The 18,387-nt window shown below is 52.5% G+C and carries 11 protein-coding genes; 4 read left to right on the top strand and 7 right to left on the bottom strand.

From position 1 onward, the window contains the following. Nucleotides 1-155: 155 nt before the first annotated feature. From ACZ5EH_RS12370 to gap, 3 genes are all read left to right on the top strand, one after another. A protein-coding gene (locus tag ACZ5EH_RS12370) for an IS3 family transposase (protein ID WP_464274191.1) occupies nucleotides 156-1,264 on the top strand; the annotation gives its coding sequence in 2 pieces (ribosomal slippage) (nucleotides 156-408 and nucleotides 408-1,264; 1,110 coding nt in all). Between the two features lie 1,052 nt (nucleotides 1,265-2,316). Beyond that, the gene (locus tag ACZ5EH_RS12365; RefSeq protein ID WP_464274190.1) at nucleotides 2,317-2,877 is read left to right on the top strand and encodes a GAF domain-containing protein; all 561 of its coding nucleotides are present in this window, start codon (nucleotides 2,317-2,319) and stop codon (nucleotides 2,875-2,877) included. 2 nt (nucleotides 2,878-2,879) lie between these two features. Then, nucleotides 2,880-3,899, top strand: coding sequence for a type I glyceraldehyde-3-phosphate dehydrogenase (gene gap, locus ACZ5EH_RS12360; protein WP_464274189.1), 1,020 nt, complete (start codon nucleotides 2,880-2,882; stop codon nucleotides 3,897-3,899). Nucleotides 3,900-3,983: 84 nt separating this feature from the next. Here the strand turns inward: gap and ACZ5EH_RS12355 are convergent, their stop codons facing one another. Beyond that, entirely contained in the window at nucleotides 3,984-7,340 is a 3,357-nt protein-coding gene (locus tag ACZ5EH_RS12355; RefSeq protein WP_464274188.1) for a PAS domain S-box protein, read from the bottom strand. 525 nt (nucleotides 7,341-7,865) lie between these two features. Here ACZ5EH_RS12355 and ACZ5EH_RS12350 point away from each other — a divergent pair. Continuing rightward, a complete protein-coding gene (locus ACZ5EH_RS12350) occupies nucleotides 7,866-8,744 on the top strand; it encodes an isocitrate lyase/PEP mutase family protein (RefSeq protein WP_464274187.1) in 879 nt (292 codons plus the stop codon). A 21-nt stretch (nucleotides 8,745-8,765) separates the two neighbouring features. Here the strand turns inward: ACZ5EH_RS12350 and ACZ5EH_RS12345 are convergent, their stop codons facing one another. The 6 genes from ACZ5EH_RS12345 to ACZ5EH_RS12320 form a co-directional block, all read right to left on the bottom strand. Beyond that, a complete protein-coding gene (locus ACZ5EH_RS12345; RefSeq protein WP_464274186.1) occupies nucleotides 8,766-10,049 on the bottom strand; it encodes a sensor histidine kinase in 1,284 nt (427 codons plus the stop codon). Then, nucleotides 10,042-10,722: a response regulator transcription factor gene (locus ACZ5EH_RS12340; protein ID WP_464274185.1), complete on the bottom strand. Its 681-nt coding sequence runs from the start codon at nucleotides 10,720-10,722 to the stop codon at nucleotides 10,042-10,044. Before ACZ5EH_RS12340 ends, ACZ5EH_RS12345 begins: the two co-directional genes overlap by 8 nt. 201 nt (nucleotides 10,723-10,923) lie before the next feature. Then, the gene (locus ACZ5EH_RS12335; RefSeq protein ID WP_464274184.1) at nucleotides 10,924-14,094 is read right to left on the bottom strand and encodes a multidrug efflux RND transporter permease subunit; all 3,171 of its coding nucleotides are present in this window, start codon (nucleotides 14,092-14,094) and stop codon (nucleotides 10,924-10,926) included. A 14-nt stretch (nucleotides 14,095-14,108) separates the two neighbouring features. Then, on the bottom strand, nucleotides 14,109-15,284 hold the full coding sequence (locus tag ACZ5EH_RS12330) for an efflux RND transporter periplasmic adaptor subunit (RefSeq protein ID WP_464274183.1): 1,176 nt from the start codon (nucleotides 15,282-15,284) through the stop codon (nucleotides 14,109-14,111). 267 nt (nucleotides 15,285-15,551) lie between these two features. Next, the gene (locus ACZ5EH_RS12325) at nucleotides 15,552-15,917 is read right to left on the bottom strand and encodes a response regulator (RefSeq protein WP_464274182.1); all 366 of its coding nucleotides are present in this window, start codon (nucleotides 15,915-15,917) and stop codon (nucleotides 15,552-15,554) included. After that, nucleotides 15,907-18,198, bottom strand: a complete 2,292-nt coding sequence (locus ACZ5EH_RS12320; protein ID WP_464274181.1) for a PocR ligand-binding domain-containing protein — start codon at nucleotides 18,196-18,198, stop codon at nucleotides 15,907-15,909. The genes ACZ5EH_RS12325 and ACZ5EH_RS12320 overlap by 11 nt, the downstream gene beginning before the upstream one ends. Nucleotides 18,199-18,387 lie beyond the last annotated feature (189 nt).

Genomic DNA, 18,387 nt, shown 5'->3' with positions numbered 1-18,387 from the left:
GGTTGCGACGCCGGTTTCCCCTCTCGGGCAGGTGCTCCCTTCACTGCGACAAAAAAGCCGCCCCAAAATCCATTGGAGCGGCCGTGTAGCCTTCCCTTAAAACAGGACCAGCAAAAACTGGAGATTTCTGGCAAAAGGTTCCCATGGAGGAAGCAATGCGGAAATCTCGATTCACTGAAAGCCAGATCCTCAAGATTCTCAAGGAAGTCGAAGGCGGTCGCAAGGTTGCTGATGTCTGCCGCGAATACGGCGTGAGCCAAGCGACCTACTACAGCTGGAAGTCCAAGTACGGGGGCATGGAAGCCTCGGATATCCGGCGCCTCAAGGAGCTCGAAAAGGAGAACCGCAAGCTCAAGCGCACGTTCGCGGACTTGAGCCTGGAAAACGAGGCGCTCAAGGACGTTATCACAAAAAAGCTTTAAGGCCGGCTGAGAAGCGCGATCTGATCGATCATAGTCATGAACACGGTCTGAGCATCAGGCAGTCATGCGCCGCAGTGCGTCTGAGTCGGACCGTCTACGGCTATCAGCCTACGCCGCGGGATGACGCGCCCGTGATCGAAGCACTGCTCAAGCTGGCCGAACGCTATCCGCGCTACGGCTTCGGCAAGCTCTTCGCTGTTGTACGCCGGCACGGCTATCGCTGGAACCACAAACGGGTCTACCGCGTATACTGCCTGTTGAAGCTGAATCTGCGCCGCAAGGGCAAGAAGCGGTTGCCTTCAAGGAATCCGCAACCGTTGGCCGTGCCACCCGAGGCGAATGTGTGCTGGTCGCTGGACTTCATGCACGACGCCCTCATGAGCGGGCAGCGATTCCGGACCTGCAACGTGCTGGACGACTTCAGCCGGGAGTGCCTGGCCATCGAGGTGGATACAAACCTGCCGGCGGCGCGGGTTACGCGAGTGCTCGACCGCATTGTTGCCTGGCGTGGGCTTCCCGAACGGATTCGAATGGATAACGGACCGGAACTGGTCTCGGTGACCATGGCCAATTGGGCGGAAATCCATGGCGTGGACCTGGAGTTCATACAGCCAGGCAAGCCGACGCAAAATTCGTACGTCGAGCGCTTCAACAAGACGTACCGCAATGAAGTGCTTGATTTTTATCTCTTTCGCACTCTGACTGAGGTCAAGGACATCACGGAGAACTGGATCAAGGAGTACAACGAGGAACGGCCCCACGAATCACTTGGCGACCTGACGCCAGCCGAGTACCTCGAAGCCCATTCACCCCAGGAAATCTCTACTTTTGGCTGGCACTAACTTGGGGAGGTTTACATCCCCACAAAGCGATTTTGTTCTTCACCCTTGCAGTTCCTGAAAAACATGCAGCAAGAAACACTGCATACAGAACAATCACCGCTATATAACCACGCGACATGATACCCCCTTCATGCCTTCTCAAAAGCAAGACGCCACAAGTCTGTCATGCCTCAAGCCAGAAGGCACCTTAAAAATATTATACTCTGCTTTTTTAGAGACATATAACAAACATTATCACGACAACACATCTACAAAATACTCATATTTTTTACAAAAAAATAAGTAAAAAAAAGATAAAAAAACACACTACACAATAATAACATTCACGACAAAGAAAGCCATGCATAAAAAAATATAAGAATAACAATTTATATAAAAATATCCTCCCCTAAATTCCCAACTACCCTTAAGCACAGCAAATGAATTTCACTGCATGATCCAAAAACCCACACCACCCCACACACAAGAAAGCCCCTATACGCATTACAGCTTCTCAAATCAATTATTATCATAAAAGACTACTATATATAAAATTCTACATTATGACTACATCAAAATTACATATCCTATTGCGCACATGCTATAGTCAGATAACATTACAACGACTTCCACATTTTCAAACAAGCTTTTCCTCAGTAACAACTAAGGAAAACGCCCTTTTCCATTGCGAATATTCCGGCATGGAGCTACAAAGCTAGAAGTTGTATCTTTTTGGATAGAGTTGGCGTTTTGCCAATCAGAAGGAGGGGCAAGAATCTCGTCGCAGAGGTGCTTATGTTGAAAAAATAATTGCGTTCAGACTCCACTGGTCCAGATTTGTTTTTACAGTTATCCCTTTCAAACCGCCGTTCTCACTGGCCTTTTCAAACCAATCATGGCCTTCTAGGAAAGCCATTTGTAAACACATGCACTCACAACTCCTGGTCGTTCCCCATTTCATGATACGGGCGTTTTTTGACACAGCAAATTCTTAACATTGTTGCAATGCCTTCTTGAGCCTTGTAGTTTACAAGAATTTACATCGACAATGGTAAAAAACTAAGGAGACGCAGATGCAAAACAACGGTTTGTACAAGATTATTTACGAGGTTGCCCGAATCATCAACCTCAGCCTCAAACCGCGAGAGGTCTTGAACAAGATCGCCGAGGAAACAGCCAAAGGTATGAACGCCAAAGGGTGCTTCATCCGCGTGCTCAGCCAGGATGGTAAAACCCTTGAGCCCGGCGCCTATCACGGACTCTCGGACCGCTATGCGAAAAAAGGCCCCGTTGAAGTGGAAAAGTCCAAACTCGACCGCGACGTGCTCAGAGGAGAAATTGTAACCATCAACGATGTCCGCTCCGACTCCCGCTTTCAGTACCCCGAACAGGCTGCGGAAGAAGGGCTTTGCTCTCTGGTGGTGGCCCCTCTTTCCATAGGCGGCGGCAAAGTCATCGGCTCAATCCGGGTCTATTCTGCTGAAGAAAGAGCTTTCGACGACAACGAACTGGACTTCCTTCGTTGCATCGCAGACCTCTCAGGCCTGGCGCTGGAAAACGCACGGATGTACACGGCTCTCAAGAGAGCCCAGGAACTGGCGGACGCCTACACCTATCAGGTTTTCGAGGACTAACCATGAGCAAGATAAAAGTCGGTATCAACGGTTTTGGACGCATTGGCCGCCAGGTACTCAAGACCATCTGGGAGCGCCATCGCGACGTGATGGAAGTTGTAGCTATCAATGACCTTTTCGATATAAACACCAACGCGCATCTGCTCTCGCACGACACCTGCTATGGACGTTTTGCGCCCAAAGTATGGGTTGAGGGCGATGTCATGCACATCGGTGACGACTTCCAGGTCAAAAGCCTGGCAGAACGTGACCCCCGCATGCTTCCATGGGGCGCTTTGGGCGTTGACGTGGTCGTGGAATCCACCGGTATCTTCCGTACCGGCCCCAAGGCCATGCAGCACGTGGAAGCAGGCGCCAAGCGCGTGGTGATTTCCGCACCTGCCAAAGAAGAAGACATCACCCTTGTCATGGGCGTAAACCACGAGCAGTACGACCCCGACAAGCACGTCATCATTTCCAACGCGTCGTGCACCACCAACTGCCTGGCGCCTGTCGTCAAGGTAATGCACACTGAATTTGGCATCACCAAGGGCGTAATGACCACGGTCCACGCCTACACCAACGACCAGCGCATCCTTGACCTGCCGCACAAGGACTTGCGGCGGGCGCGTGCCGCCGCCTGCAATATGATCCCCACCAGTACGGGGGCAGCCAAGGCAGTGGCCCTGGTTATTCCTGAAATGAAGGGCCGCTTCGAGGGCTTCAGCGTACGTGTTCCTACACCCACCGTGTCCCTGGTGGACTTTGTGGCCGTGCTGGAAAAGGACACCACAACCGAAGAACTCAAAGACAAACTGCGTCAGGCAGCAGAAAACGAACTCAAGGACATCCTGGCCTTTTCCACGGATTCCTTCGTCTCCTCGGACTTTGTGGGCAACCCCCACTCCTCCATCGTGGATGCTGAATTCACGGTGGTGCAGTCCGGCAACCTGGCAAAAGTCTACTCTTGGTACGACAACGAATGGGGCTATTCATGCCGGGTTGGCGATCTCATCGCCTACATGGCGCAACGCGGCATCTAATCCCCCAACGACGCTAAAAAAACGGGCAGGCGGCATGCAAGCCGTTTGCCCGTTTTCCTTTGCAACGTATTTTTCAGTTAGGAGCTATTCGCTCTCCCCCTCTGGGAGCAGGCATTCCTCCACTGTATCCCCGTCACAAAATCTGGTTCGCAGCTTCACCGTAAATTGCGTGCCTTGGCCAGGGGTGCTTTCTACCTCCAAGTCTCCTTTAAGAAGAGACAAGGCCTTGCGGACCGTCCTTATTCCAAGGCCAATGCCACCGTACTGTCGAGAGTAGGAAGAATCGGCCTGCCCCATTCCGCTCGTCACAGCTTCCATTTTATCCTGCAAAATGCCCTGCCCCGTGTCGGCAACGATAAAACGGCACGCCACCTCCCCTGCGTCTACTTTTGCGGCATCTATCATTACCCGTATTTCGCCGGAATCAGTAAACTTGACCGCATTGCTCAACAGATTGTCCAGGACAAGCTGCAGCAATTTCATATCCACCATAATGACCTCCGGACAATCCGGAGCCAGGCTGGTAGACAGCTTCAAATGTTTACCAGCTATCTTTGGCCCATGGTTTTGGGTAACGAATTCCATAACACCCTGCAGGCTTACAGGCGCCAGGACAGGGGAATAATGGTCCAGGCTGGTAAAGCTGAGGACACCGTTGACCATTTGTAACAAGCGGTTAGCCGCTTTCTCCGCTTCAACAACATAGTCCTCTTGCTCAGCATCGAGTTTGGAATCGGCCAAAAGCTGCAGCAACCCCTGGATGCCATTCAAAGGCGTGCGCAACTCATGCGTAATGCTTCCCATAAATTCGCTTTTCATCCTGTTAGCCGACTCGGCTTGTTCCTTTGCGACATGGAGGTCCTCCAAGGCCTTTTCCAGGTCGGCGGTTCTTTCTCGTACACGCTCCTCCATCTGGACATGGGCCAACTGCAAGGCTTCTTCCGCATGCTTGCGCTCTGATATATCAACCATAATGCCTACAAAATTCATTGGCTGCCCGGACTTGTCTCGAATGACAGCCACTGCCAGGTCAACCCAGACCATGCCTCCGGATTTTGTCTTATACCGTTTTTCAATACGATATTCGTCGGCCTCTCCACGCTGAACGGACTGGAGCAATTCCTTTTCCTGCGGCAGATCATCCGGGTGGGTGAACATGGCATAATTCAATCCCGCGAGTTCGCTGGCGGCATATCCAACGAGATCTTCAAAACTCTGATTGAACAGCAGCAGGTCACCGTCGGCATCGGCAAAGACGATACCGAGATTGGCGCGCTCGAAAATGGTTTTCAGGCGCGCCTCTGATGCGGCCAGCGCTTCCGCAGCCTGCTTTTTGTCTGTGATATCCCTGAATACGTTGAGCAACGCCCCTTTGCCGTCAACCTCCACGCGCTTGGCGGTGACAAGCACATGCATAAGGGAGCCATCCCTGCGGCGGTGCCGCGTCTCAAAGTCATCACGCCCTGACTCGCAGACCTTTTTGATATGCGTTTCAATTTCCTCCGGAGTTTCATCTACTTCTATGTTCTCGATACCAATATTCCAAAATTCTTCGCGACTGTACCCAAGCTGCTGATAGGCAGCCTCATTGAATTCAAGAGGCTTGGAACTTTCAAGATCAATGAGAACGATGCCGTCCGGAAGCAGTTCCACAAGAGTCCGGTAGCGCTCTTCCGCCTGCCGCAATTGCTCCTCTGCAACCTTGCGTTCTGTAATGTCCCAATTGGTTCCCAAAATCCTTACAGGAGCGCCCTGCATATCCCATTGCACAACGGCATTGGCCTTGATGTGGTGTACTGAGCCATCTTCGGGCCAGACAACCCTGAATTCGGGGGTAAATTCCGCCGCCCCCTCAAGTGCGCGGAAAAAGGCGCTTCTCGCTGCCTCACGGTCTTCCGGGTGCAGGCCCGCCTCCCATGCTTCATAAGCGCCGCTGAATTTTTCGGGACCCACGCCGTACAGGGCGTACATGGCGTCATCCCACACCAGTTTGCCGGTTTTGAGGTTGTAGTCCCAAATACCGACCTTTGCGCCGCTTGTGGCCAGGCTGAGTCTGTCGGTCAGAATATGCAATTGCCGCTCGGCTTCCTTGGCGTCACTTATGTCGGTGAACGTTACAACGGAACCGAGTTTTCGGCCTTCACTGACAACAGGAGCGGCAGTATAGGCCACTTCAAAAAAAGTGCCGTCCTTGCGCCAGAACACTTCATTGCCCACGATAACAGTCCGGTTTTCACCCAGTACGTCACGCAGAGGACAATCCTCCTCCTTGTACGCTTCGCCCGAGGCATGCGTATGATGCAGCAAAGAATGGCTATTTTTGGAAAGCACTTCCGAAGCGTCGGAATACCCCAAAATCTCCAACCCCCCCGGGTTGATGAATGTGATGCGCCCGTCTGTATCTGTACCGTAAACGCCTTCATGCAACGCATTGAGCAAAAGGCGGTAGCGGTCACGGCTTTCTCGTATTTCACGATCGAGTCGTCGCTGTTTGCGTTGATAAAACAGCAATCCAAAGACTAAAATCATTACGGCCAGGATGTACATACCGCAGTCACGCAACGCATCGTTCTTCCAATGTACGAATATGGCGTTATAATCGCGGACCGCGGCAACGATCATGTACCCCTCGTTCTCGACATCCGAAAAACGCAGGGTCTGCGTCGCCATCATGCATTTTTCACCCGTTACGTATACTTTGCCAGTAAAAACATTGGAATCCTGCTTGCTTTCCATGTGCTTGGTAAAGAAACTGCCAGGCTGGGCAATATCCATCCCCAGGATGTCCTTGTCCGGCAGAGGTTCCAACATGAAAAGTTTTCCATCGCTGTGTGCAATGGAGAGCCACATATCCGGAGCATACCGCACTGACAAAAGCAACGGCTTGAAAAAATCCGGGTCCAGTGAAGCGACAATCGCGCCTGAAAAGTCGTTGCCCACTTTGATAGGCTTGCTGATGGTGGTGATGTACGCGTTCAACGAGGAAAGGAATGGTGGTGATATCAACAGGACATCGCTTTTCTCGGCATTCTTCGCCGCTATAAAATATTCCCGCGTTTTGAAGTTTTTTCCGATAAGCTCTGCACGGCTTGCGGCAAGGATGTCGCCCGTAGCATCAAAAAATGTGATGGTCCGCACTCCGGGCATGCCATCGACCAACGTTTCCAGACGAGCATTAAGGTCGCGGCGGTCATCATTCCGCAACCAATCCTGCTGCAGGTCTCCCATCACTTTGTTCAAGGAAGCTATATTCCAGGCAATTATCTGCTCCACTACCTTTGCCTGGGTGCGCAACCGTTCCTGCTCGTTGTTTTTTACAAGCTCGCGCTCCTTCAGCGCGTTAAACGCCACAAAAGCCCCCAACAAGAGCAAGGCTGTGCAAACAATAACCCACTGTGCCGAGTATGGGTTGGAAGCACTGTTTCCGTTTTGTAACGACATCAGTATTCCTACCTTAAAAAACAGAAAGAACGTGCACTTTACAATAAAACACACTTAGCATCGGAGAAATGAATACGCACCATTATACTTTTACAAAAACGCCAGCGCAAAACAATTGATACAAATATGCTACGCAAACTATATATTGTCAGGCACCGAGCGCAGAAAAAACACCATCAATACCCTGACCCAAAAACAATTCTAACTGAAGAAAAAACAACTTTTACACTTCAATAAAACATCATAGGATATGCATAAAATATTTATTTTTCATCCAAAGATACCAATTTCAATTATTAATAGCAAAACTTCCAGCGGTATGAATAAGCGGATATCTATACAATACAATTGGAATGTAAAATTGGCTTGGAGCCCAATCGCCCTACGCAAGGCCCACGTAGGAACAAGACGGCGCCAACCTTTCAGCGCAAGCCACTATGCGTCATGATTTCATGGATATGGCCTTGCCCTGAGATTTTTGATAGGCAGTAAACAAACCCCCCTTATCCGTGAGGATGCTCCGCCATGAAAAAAACCGCTCTTTTCAGAAAATTGATCAATGCTCCTGAAATATTGATGCTGCCTGTCGCCCACGACGCTCTTTCCGCCCTGACTATCGACCAGGCAGGCTTTTCGGCCTTTTGCGTGGCTGGCTATGGCACATCCGGAAGCGTATTGGGAGCGCCTGACATAGGCTTGATAAGCGCAACCGAGATGCTCACCCACTATGCAAACATCATCAATCGTGTGGGGCTCCCGGTCATGGTGGATATCGACACCGGCTTTGGCGACATCAACAACGTCATACGCACAGTACGCCAGGTGGAGCGCATGGGTGCAGCCGCCCTGTTCATTGAAGACCAGACCTATCCCAAGCGCTGTGGGCACATGGGGGGCAAATCCGTTGTTCCCGTTGACGAATACCTGCCCAAGCTCAAGGCGGCGTTGTGGGCAAGAAGCGATCCAGACTTCGTCATCATGGCCAGAACAGACGCAGTTGCCCAGTACGGCATAGAGGAAGGAATCCGCCGTGCACGATTATATGCCCAAACCGGCGCAGATATGATCTTTGTTGAGGCAGTAACCACTAGGGAAGACATGCAAGCCGTCAATCAAGCGCTGCAAAGCACTCCCAGCATGGCGAACATGATCGAGGGCGGACGCTCGCCGTTTCTCTCTGCGCAGGAGTTGCAAGACCTGGGGTATGCAGCCGTGGCCTACCCCTGCGCATCGGTGTTCACCGCAGTCCGCGCTATGCAAAACTGGGCGAACCACCTCAAAAAGCACGGCACCACAAAAGGATTCGCAAGTCCGGAGACCATGCTTGACTTTGAAGAGTACTATCGTTTCATCGGCGCAGACGCCATCCGTGAGCGGGAAAAGCAGTTTTTCGAGGAGCCATGATCCCTTCAGGCAGCAGGGGCTTCAAGCATTATCCGTATTGCTCTTGTCCCTGTCCTGGTCAAAAAAGACATCCACGGTGAACGTGCCGTCTTGATCCTGGATTTGAATATCCCAGCTGATGCTGCTCGCCAGTTGCCTGGTCAGCATGAGCCCCAGGCCGAACCCCTCCTGGGTGTCATCGTCCCTGTTGCCTGCATTGTCGTTGCGAATGCGTAAAGAGGCAGCATCCAGACGCATGCTCACATCTCCACGCAGGGTGTGTTGCAAGGCGTTGCGGACCAGGTTGCTCAAAATGATGAGGGCGATTGTCTTCGGCGCCTGGATCGTTTTGGCTGCAAAACTGGTTTCCAGGTTGATATCCTTGCCTTCCAGCAGATACTCATTTTCGTGGACGATACTGGATAACAGCGCCCCAAGCTTGACCTCCTCGTGCGGGAGTCTGGTCTTCTCCTCCCTGCACACCCAAAGCAACGTAGTGGTGATGAACTGCATCTTCATCACGGCCTTTTCCATGCGGCTGAAAGCCGGGACATAGCGTTTGTTTTCCTGTATTCCCAATTGCTCCATAAGCTCAAGGTTGTTCTTCAGAATGGCGATGGGGGTGCGCAATTCATGGCTGGCGTATTGTTGGAACTGATGCTCACGCTCAATCCCTGCGCTAAGGCGGCGGAGATTACTCCTGAACATTTCAGCCAGCTGGTTGAGCTCAGAATAGGTGAAATCAGGCGCTTCCTTTTCCAGATGTTCCATCTCCAGCGTCATGGCCCAATTGCGCAAATCCTCCACGGGGCGGGCGCCCCGCTTCAACATATAGACCGCCAGCAGAATTATGAGCGTAGTACTGACCACACCAATGGCAATGGGCAAATACAAATAGTAGGCGAAAAAATTCTCAATGGATTTCAGTGGCTTTCTGCTGGGCTGGAACTGAAACACAAAATGCACCAGTGCGCCATCGGGGCGCTTCGCTGTGTACATGTAGCTAAAATTTTCCTTGGTGCCGGTTTGCAAGAATGTTCCAGGAACAAGTTCTTCCTTGTCCGCGCCTTTGCGGATTATCTCCGGAAGCGCGTCGTAGCCCAAATATGCAGTAATTGTAGCTGTTTTTGGAAGCGAGGTGTCAGGATTATTCTCATACTCCTCTAAATACTTGTTGGCCTCGGATTCGAGCCGAAACTCGGTATCCATGTGCAAGCCATGGGTCAAATAGAAACGCAGCAAAAAAAAGCAGCAAACTGCGAGAACAACGCAGGTTGCTGCTATAGAGAAAATGATGAATCGCCTGAGACTGGTCGTGCTACGCATTCGCTTTTAACCTGAGCGTGAAACCAACTCCCGGGACAGTATGAATGAGGGGTATATCAAACGGCTTATCCACTTTTTGTCGCAAATTGTGGATGTGCACCTTCAGGCTGTTGCTTTCCGGTGTTTCCGCCCCCCATACAGCCTTAACCACTTCTTCCCGCAGGGCCACCCCAGGGCTGACCCGGGCCATATATTCCAAAAGCGCCCATTCTATGGGGCCCAGGCGCAATTCCACGCTGCCTCTTTTTGCCTGACGCAATTCAGTGTCTATTTCCAGATCCCCGACCACAAACCGACGCGGCTGGCTGCTCCGCCGTTTGGCCAAAGCCTTTATCCTGAAAAGCAGCTCCTTCATTGCAAAGGGCTTCACGAGATAATCGTCAGTACCAGCCTCAAAGCCGGCAATCTTATCATCAATCGTATCACGAGCCGTAATCATCAAAATAGGCACATCAGAGCCTTCACGCCTGATGCTTTCACAAACGCTGTACCCGTTCATCTTAGGCAGCATTACGTCCAGGAGCAACACATCGTATGTGTTTTCCCTGGCAAGCTGCACACCATGCACGCCATTGGATGCATGATCACAGATAATATCTTCCAGCTCAAGGTACTCCACCATCGAAGCTGCGAGATCATAATCATCCTCTACAAGGAGTATATGCACATTCATTACTTTACCCCTCTTTATTACCTGGCGACTACAGTACAACACGGAATCCGAATTGACCATATCTGTTCTTCGCCAGGATCAAGCACCCCCCCATCGGGCCGAAATGCAGAAAGACAATGTGCTCTCATGCCTCCTCCCAAAAGCGAGGGATTATACAGAGACGGATGCGCAAACACCCGCCTCTTAGTCTATACAGGTCCCTTACACTCCGGATCCGACAGGTGAAGTTTCAGGTTTTTTGTCAGCATCCTTTTTATGAGCAGGAGCCTTTTTCCAGATTCGCCGCACCAGAGACAGCACCCAGACAAAGAAGACCGGCGCAAACAGTATACCGAGCACCGTAGCGCTGAGCATACCGCCGATAACGCTGATGCCGATGGAGTGCTGGCTCGCCGCACCTGCGCCCCTGGCGATGGCAAGGGGTATCACACCCAGTATGAACGCCATGGACGTCATAATAATGGGGCGGAACCGCAGACGCGCACTCTTTTTGGCAGCGTCTATCAAACTGTCGCCATGTTCATAGAACTGCTTAGCCACCTCAACGATGAGAATGGCGTTTTTGGAAGCCAGGCCGATAATGGTGATCAATCCGACCTTGAAGTACACGTCGTTGGCCATGTGCATCACCATGACGGCAGCCACAACACCCAATGCGCCCACAGGCACGATGAGCATGACAGAGAACGGAATGGCCCAGCTTTCATACAGGGCGACCAGCAGCAGAAATACGACCAGCAGAGCCAGGCCGAAAAGCATGGGAGCCTGCGCGCCGGCGAACTTTTCCTGGTAGGAAAGCTCGGTCCATTCATACCCTATACCCTGGGGCAGATTCTGCATGATCCGCTCCAGTTCCTGCATGACTTCACCGGAACTATGACCGGGCGCAGCTCCGCCTGTGAGCTTGAATGCATTATAGCCATTGTAGCGGACAACCTGCACCGGGCCGGTTTCCCATTTGGTGTTCAAAAGTGCAGTCAGCGGCACCTGCTCGCCCGAGACATTCGGCACGTACAGGTTTTCCAGACTTTTCGGCGTTTGCCGCATGCTGCCGCTGGCCTGAACCACCACACGCTGCACCCTGCCGGCATTGATGAAGTCGGCTACCATGCTCGAACCGTAGGCAGTCGACAATACAGACCGTATGTCATTGAACCGTACACCCAGCGTTTCGGCTTTTTCGCGGTCGATCTCCAAACGGAATTGCGGGGCGTCGGGCAATCCATCGATACGGGCGTAGGCAATGACCGGCGAGGCGTTTGCCTCGGCCAGAACCATACCGGCTGCTTCGGCCAGTTTTTCGCGCCCCAAGCCGGCTCTGTCTTGCAAGCGCAAAGAAAAGCCGCCCGTGTTGCCAAGACCATCAACTGGCGGCGGGTTTACCGCAAAGATGGTGCCGTCCAGGTTTTGGGAAAACGCCATGTTGGCCTGCATTACTTCATTTTGTGCGGACTGGCTTTCGTCACGCTCGGACCAGTCCTTGAACTGGGGAATGACCATACCGGCGTTCTCCCCCGTTCCGGAAAAGCTGAAGCCAACAACGGCAAAAGCCTGGTCTACCGCGGGCCTGGACTGAAGATACCCTTCCACGCCCTTGATCACCGCCAGTGTGCGGGCATACGTGGCCCCTGGAGGCAACTGAATACTGATAAACATGTTGCCCTGGTCTTCCGTGGGGACAAATGACGCAGGCAATCGCACGTAGTTGTAGGCAAGAGCGCCCAAAATGACGAGATAGATGACCATCACCCGCCATGTACGCGACACCAGAAAGCCGGTGATGCGCTCGTACTTGTCGCCCAGCCTGTCGAACATGCGGTTGAAAAGCCCGAATACGCCACGCTGTGCATCGTGATAGCCCTTTGGAATGGGCTTCAGGATTGTGGCGCACAGGGCAGGTGTCATTGTCAGCGCCAAAAAGCCGGAGATAAGGATGGAAACCGCCACGGAGATGGCGAACTGCCTGTAGATGACGCCAACAGAGCCGCTCATGAACGCAAGCGGAAAGAAAACCGCGGAAAGCACCAGCGTAATACCAATGATGGCGCCCGATATCTGCCCCATGGCCTTGATGGTGGCCTCGCGAGGCGGCTGGCCTTCCGTGGCCATGATGCGCTCCACGTTTTCAACAACAACGATGGCGTCGTCCACCAGAATACCAATGGCCAGAACCATGCCGAACATGGTCATCATATTTATGGAAAAACCGACGACGCCCATGACTGCAAAAGCGCCGAGCACGCATACGGGCACGACAATGGTTGGAATGATGGTGTAGCGAAACTTCTGCAAAAACAAAAACATGACCAGAAATACCAGTACCACGGCTTCCAGCAAGGTGTGCACGACCTTTTCAATGGCGGCGTCCACGAATTTGGACGTATCCAGGGGGATGGCGATTTCCATATCAGGCGGCAGCGAGATGGAAAGCTCGTCGAGCCTGTTCTTGATGCGCTCCACAGTGCCCAGGGCATTTGCGCCGGGTCCGAGCTGCACTGCCGCCGCGGCCATGGGAATGCCTTTCAGGCGGGAAACGATGTTGTAGGATTCGGGTCCGATTTCGATCCGCGCAACGTCATCCAAATGCACATTTGAGCCGTCCTTGTTGGCGCGCAACAGAATGCGGCCAAACTCCTCCGGCGTCTCGAACATGCCCTTGACCATGAACGTGGCCATGAGTTCCTGCTCCGAGGCAACGGGGCGTCCGCCAAAGCTGCCCGCAGGCACCTGCACGTTTTGCTCGGTAATGGCGTTTCTGACGTCATCAAAGGAAAGGTCGTAGCTCAGCAGTTTCTGGGGGTCCACCCAGATGCGCATGGCGCTTTCCGAAGCAAAGAAGCGCAGCTGTCCCACGCCATCAACACGCCTGATTTCATTATTGATATTGCGGGCCATAATGTCGGCCAGCTTTTGGGGATCCTTGTTCTCGCCCCCTTCTTTATACCGCAGGGCGTAAATCATCAGAAAGCCCGAGTTCGCCTGCTCCACTTCAATGCCCTGGTCCCTTACAGACTCGGGCAAGCGGGGTTCGGCCTTCTTGATGCGGTTCTGCACGTCCACCTGGGCCATATCGGGGTTGGTGCCAGGGTTGAAAGTGACGGTGATATCGCCCCTGCCCGTGGAGCTGCTGGTGGACTCATAATACAGGAGGCCTTTTGCACCATTGAGCTCTTCCTCAATAAGGCTGACCACGGAGTCGTTGATGGTAGACGCCGATGCGCCGGGATAGGTCGTCTGTATACGGATCTGGGGCGGCGCCACTTGGGGGTACTTCTCCACCCCCATGGAGGGGATGGCGAGTATGCCGCCCAGGGAGATGAACAGCGCGACGACCCAGGCAAAGTTGGGTCTGTTAATGAAGAATCTATACATGAATCATTCTCTTCTTATTCTTTCGTTCCGGCTTCGTTGGTTGCCACGTTGTCTTCGGCCTGTTGCCTGACCGTGACGACCATGCCGTCGCGCACTTTGGCAACGCCATTGACAACTATGCGCTCTCCCGGCGTAAGCCCCTCAGTGATCTGCCAACGGCCACCGGTTTCCATTTCACCCATGCGCACAGAACGCGCAGCCACCTTGTTTTCGCTATCCAGCACAAACACCTGGGCGTGACCGTCGTTGCCGAGCTGCACCGCTCGTTGCGGAATAAAAATGACCTGTTCTTCTCGGCCGAGTCGGATCCTGATCCGCACATACATTCCAGGAAGCAACATCATCTGCGGGTTGTTAAACTCGCTGCGCAGCGACACCTGGTTGGTGTCCTGGTTTACCGTGACATCGGAAAAAAGCAGCTTGCCTTTTGCCGTATAGTCAAGATCCTCAAGGGTCACAGAGACTTCGGGCTCTTCATCCTTGTTCGTCGCCTTGTTCATTGCGGATTTCAACTTCAGATAGTCAGAAACCGGCTGGTTGATATCGGCATAAATGGGGTCCAACTGTTGGATGGTCGCGAGTTGCGTTGCTTCCCCTTCGCCTACCAGGGCGCCTTCCGTGACATACGCACGGCCAATGCGTCCTGAAATGGGTGCAGTCACCGTTGCGTAGCTCAAGTTCAGCTCGGCAGTCTGCACCGCAGCCTCTGCCGCATCCTTGCTCGCCAGCGCCGCCTTGTAGCTGGTGACGGTTGTGTCGTATTCCTGCTGGCTGATGGATTTGGTTTTGATAAGCTTGGAGTAACGATCCGCCGTTACCTTCAGGTCCACCAGATTTGCCTGCGCCCTGGCAAGGTCGGCCTTGGCCTGGGCAAGGGCCGCCTTATAAGGAGCCGGATCGATGTGGAACAAAACCTGCCCTTTTTTGACTTCACTACCCTGCTCGAAATCACGGGTGAGAATAATTCCAGAAACACGGGCGCGCACCTCTGCAATTCTGCGCGCGGAAATCCGTCCAGGCAGCTCGATGGTCTTCCGGTAAGGGACTGTGGTGATTTCCATCGCCTCTACCTGAACAGGAGGGCGCTGGTGTCCCTGCGCCTGCACGGGCTTGTCACTGTTGCACCCTGCAAGCGCAAGCAGGGAAGCAACCACGGCAAAAACATAAAAACATTTGATATATCGCAGCATTTTGGCTCCTGTTCTTTATTATCCGATACGCGTGGCAATGGAGGAAAAAGAATGAGTGGCATTTTCGTCTACGTCTGGTGGCAGCCTATTCCACTGCAGGGTTAAGCCTAGGTTAACCAGGGGAAGGTATTGGTAAGAGAGACGACAAAAGAGCCGAGGCGACTAGCTAGTCACCTGAAAAGATGTGCTTTTGTACAAAAAGAAGAAGCGTGTCACGCAATATAAAAGGTGGGAGGGGGAGACAAAAAGGTTAAACAAACACCCTGTTTAGAGCAGCCTGTGAATCTCGTCCACCAGGGAATCAAAGTCATGTATGGGTTTGAGAAAAATGGTATTCGATACATTGGGGTCGCTGACGAGACTGCTGGGCACCTGGAATTCGGGGGAGCCGGTATACACGATGAATTTCAGGCCGGGGCATTTCTCCTTTGCAACCACGATGAACCTGAGCCCATCCATTCCTGGCAGACGCAAATCCACAATCACAAGATCGGCAAGCTCCTGTTCCAGAAACGCCAGGGCCTCTTCGGAGCTCCCAGCCTGTTCTATCGCAAACCCCTCATCTTCAAGAGCTATCGCGAGGCTGTCACGCACCTGCAAATCATCGTCGAGGATGAGTATTTTATGCGCCATTATTCTCCTCCAGGTCTATTGGAAGCTTGATGCTGAACCGGGTCCACTCCCCAATGGCGGATTCGACCTCCATACACCCCTTATGTTGGTCCGTAATGATGAAGTAGGACACAGAAAGGCCGAGCCCAGTCCCCTTGCCCACTTCCTTGGTCGTGTAAAACGGTTCGAAGATACGCTTGCGCACAGCGTCATCCATGCCAGGCCCGTTGTCTTCAATTTCCACCACGGCCATGCCACCCACCTGCTTTACGCGACAGGTGATAGTGGGGGGTACATCCTCATAGTCCTTATCCATCATGGCTTCGGCGCCGTTTTTCAACAAATTGAAAAAGACCTGCTGTATTTCATTGCCGTCACAATGGACGGGGAGGCTGGCCTCGTCGTATTCTCGTATGATCTTGATTTTTCTGAAATCATAATATTTTTTCAGATTATAGTCATTGGCTGCCAGTTCCAGGGTAGCGTCCAGAAGCAGCGCCAGATCATGCCGCTTCAATTCCTTTTCTGTTTTCCGGCTGAAGCTGAGCATGTTTGCCACAATGTTTGCTGCACGGGCGCCTGATTCGTGAATACCGTCGAGCATACGGGGGATCTCTCTGTGCTTCAGATACTCCTGAACGTTTTCAAGGCTCACCCCACATTCCTCCGCCACAGCATGGTTCTTCTTAAGCCCACCAAACACACGCTTTTTAATATTCTGGGTATAGCCCAGGATCGCAGCCAGGGGATTGTTGATTTCGTGGGCCATCCCGGCTGCCAGCCCACCGACAGACATCATTTTTTCTGACTGCACCATTATCTGTTCAAGGTTGACCCGATCAGTCACATCATCCACACGAACAACGGCGCCATCCACACCATTGGCAATCAAGGGGTAGATGGTGACATTTTCATGCTGCACTTCGCCTGAGGCGCTACGCACCTGCAGCAAATCGGAACAGGTGGTGCGCGTCCTGATGGACTCCCGTACCCGCTCCACTTCCCTGGAGAGAAACGGCAACACACTATGGAGGGGGCGCCCAATTGCATCCTGGGGCGCTATGTTTGTTATGCGCTCAGCTTCCATATTCCATTGGGTAACATTGCACTCGGTGTCCACCCCCACCACCATGGAAGGCATGGAATCTATTATATTGGACAAATAATTGCGCGTTTTGGCGAGTTCGACTTCGGCTTTTTTCAAATCGGCTATGAACCGCGCCTGCTGCACATTCTGAAAGGCGATGTCGGAGAGCTGGTTGGCAAGTGTGAACAACATCTCGGCAATGCGCTTGAATTTTTCCGGAGCCATGGAGGTGACTTCCTCAAAAGCCTCCACGATCTCCTCTTCATCCGCGCCGATCTCACGGGCGTAGGCGCGCATCATTTCCGGGGTGTGCCTATCGTCACGGACCTGGCCGACGAGCCAGCTGGCCACATGACGCCCCCCTACGGCAATTCCTGCGCCAGCATCCCAAAGCCCCCCACTCTTACAGGGGCGCACTGTAGGGCCATCCTTTTTCAATTGCCCCACTGCCGCGTCAGATTTGCGACAATTTTCTCTTCCTTTGGGGCTGTTGCGGATAACATCATTACAAAATCTGCAAAAATTACTAGGCCTTGTGATCGGTGTACCATTAGGACGGGTGATGAGCGAGCCCACCCCTGTGGCTTCGGCGAACTGATCCTGGAGACGCTGAATATCTTTGAGATTGAAGAGGTCCTCGAACGTGACACCCTCCGGATCCTCCAAAGGGCGTGTAAGCGCGACAATACGCTTTTCCAGCGCCTCTTCCGCATGTTTACGACGGGTGACATCGCGAGCAACGCCAAGAACCCCCAGGCGGTTTCCACTGTTGTCCTTCAGTGGCGTTTTGATGGTTTCAAAAAGTTGTGTTTTCCCTGTATTGGCAATGGTAAGCCACTCTTCATTGACGCAAGGGGCATCCGCTTCAAGGGCGACTTTGTCCTTGGCCCGAAAAAAATCCGCCGAATCCTTGTCCACAAGCTGATAGTCTGTCTTACCGATGATCTCCGATTCCTTTTTCCCGATAAAAAGCTCAAAAGACTCATTGCAGTAGAGGAATACCCCTTCTGTATCTTTGAGCCAAACCAGATCTGGAATAGCCCTGATCAACATGCGTAGAGAGTCCTCTGACGAACTGTGCACGCCCCTGCTGGCAAGCTTGGTCGCAACCTGACTCGTGGAAATACATGTTGCAGTCTCCAACTCGCGTACACGGGCGCGTAGAGTCTGCAACTCATCGAGAAGGCGTTTTCTTTCCCCGTCGTCTTTGGTCATATAGCCCTCTCCCTCCCCGGGGTTCTGCCGACAAGGCGATGCAATAAACGTATCTATGAAGTATCTAGTAATACTCGTAAATGATTTGTAATTCAAGTAGCTGCACAGTTTTTTTTGCATTACGCATGCAGACCATTCCAAAACTGAACGTCATACAGTTTATGCCGTAGCATCAGCCCCAAAACTATA

Source organism: Desulfovibrio biadhensis, assembly GCF_055388615.1.
The sequence above is the reverse complement of the archived record's forward strand: the minus strand, read 5'-3'. Positions and strand labels throughout refer to the sequence as shown.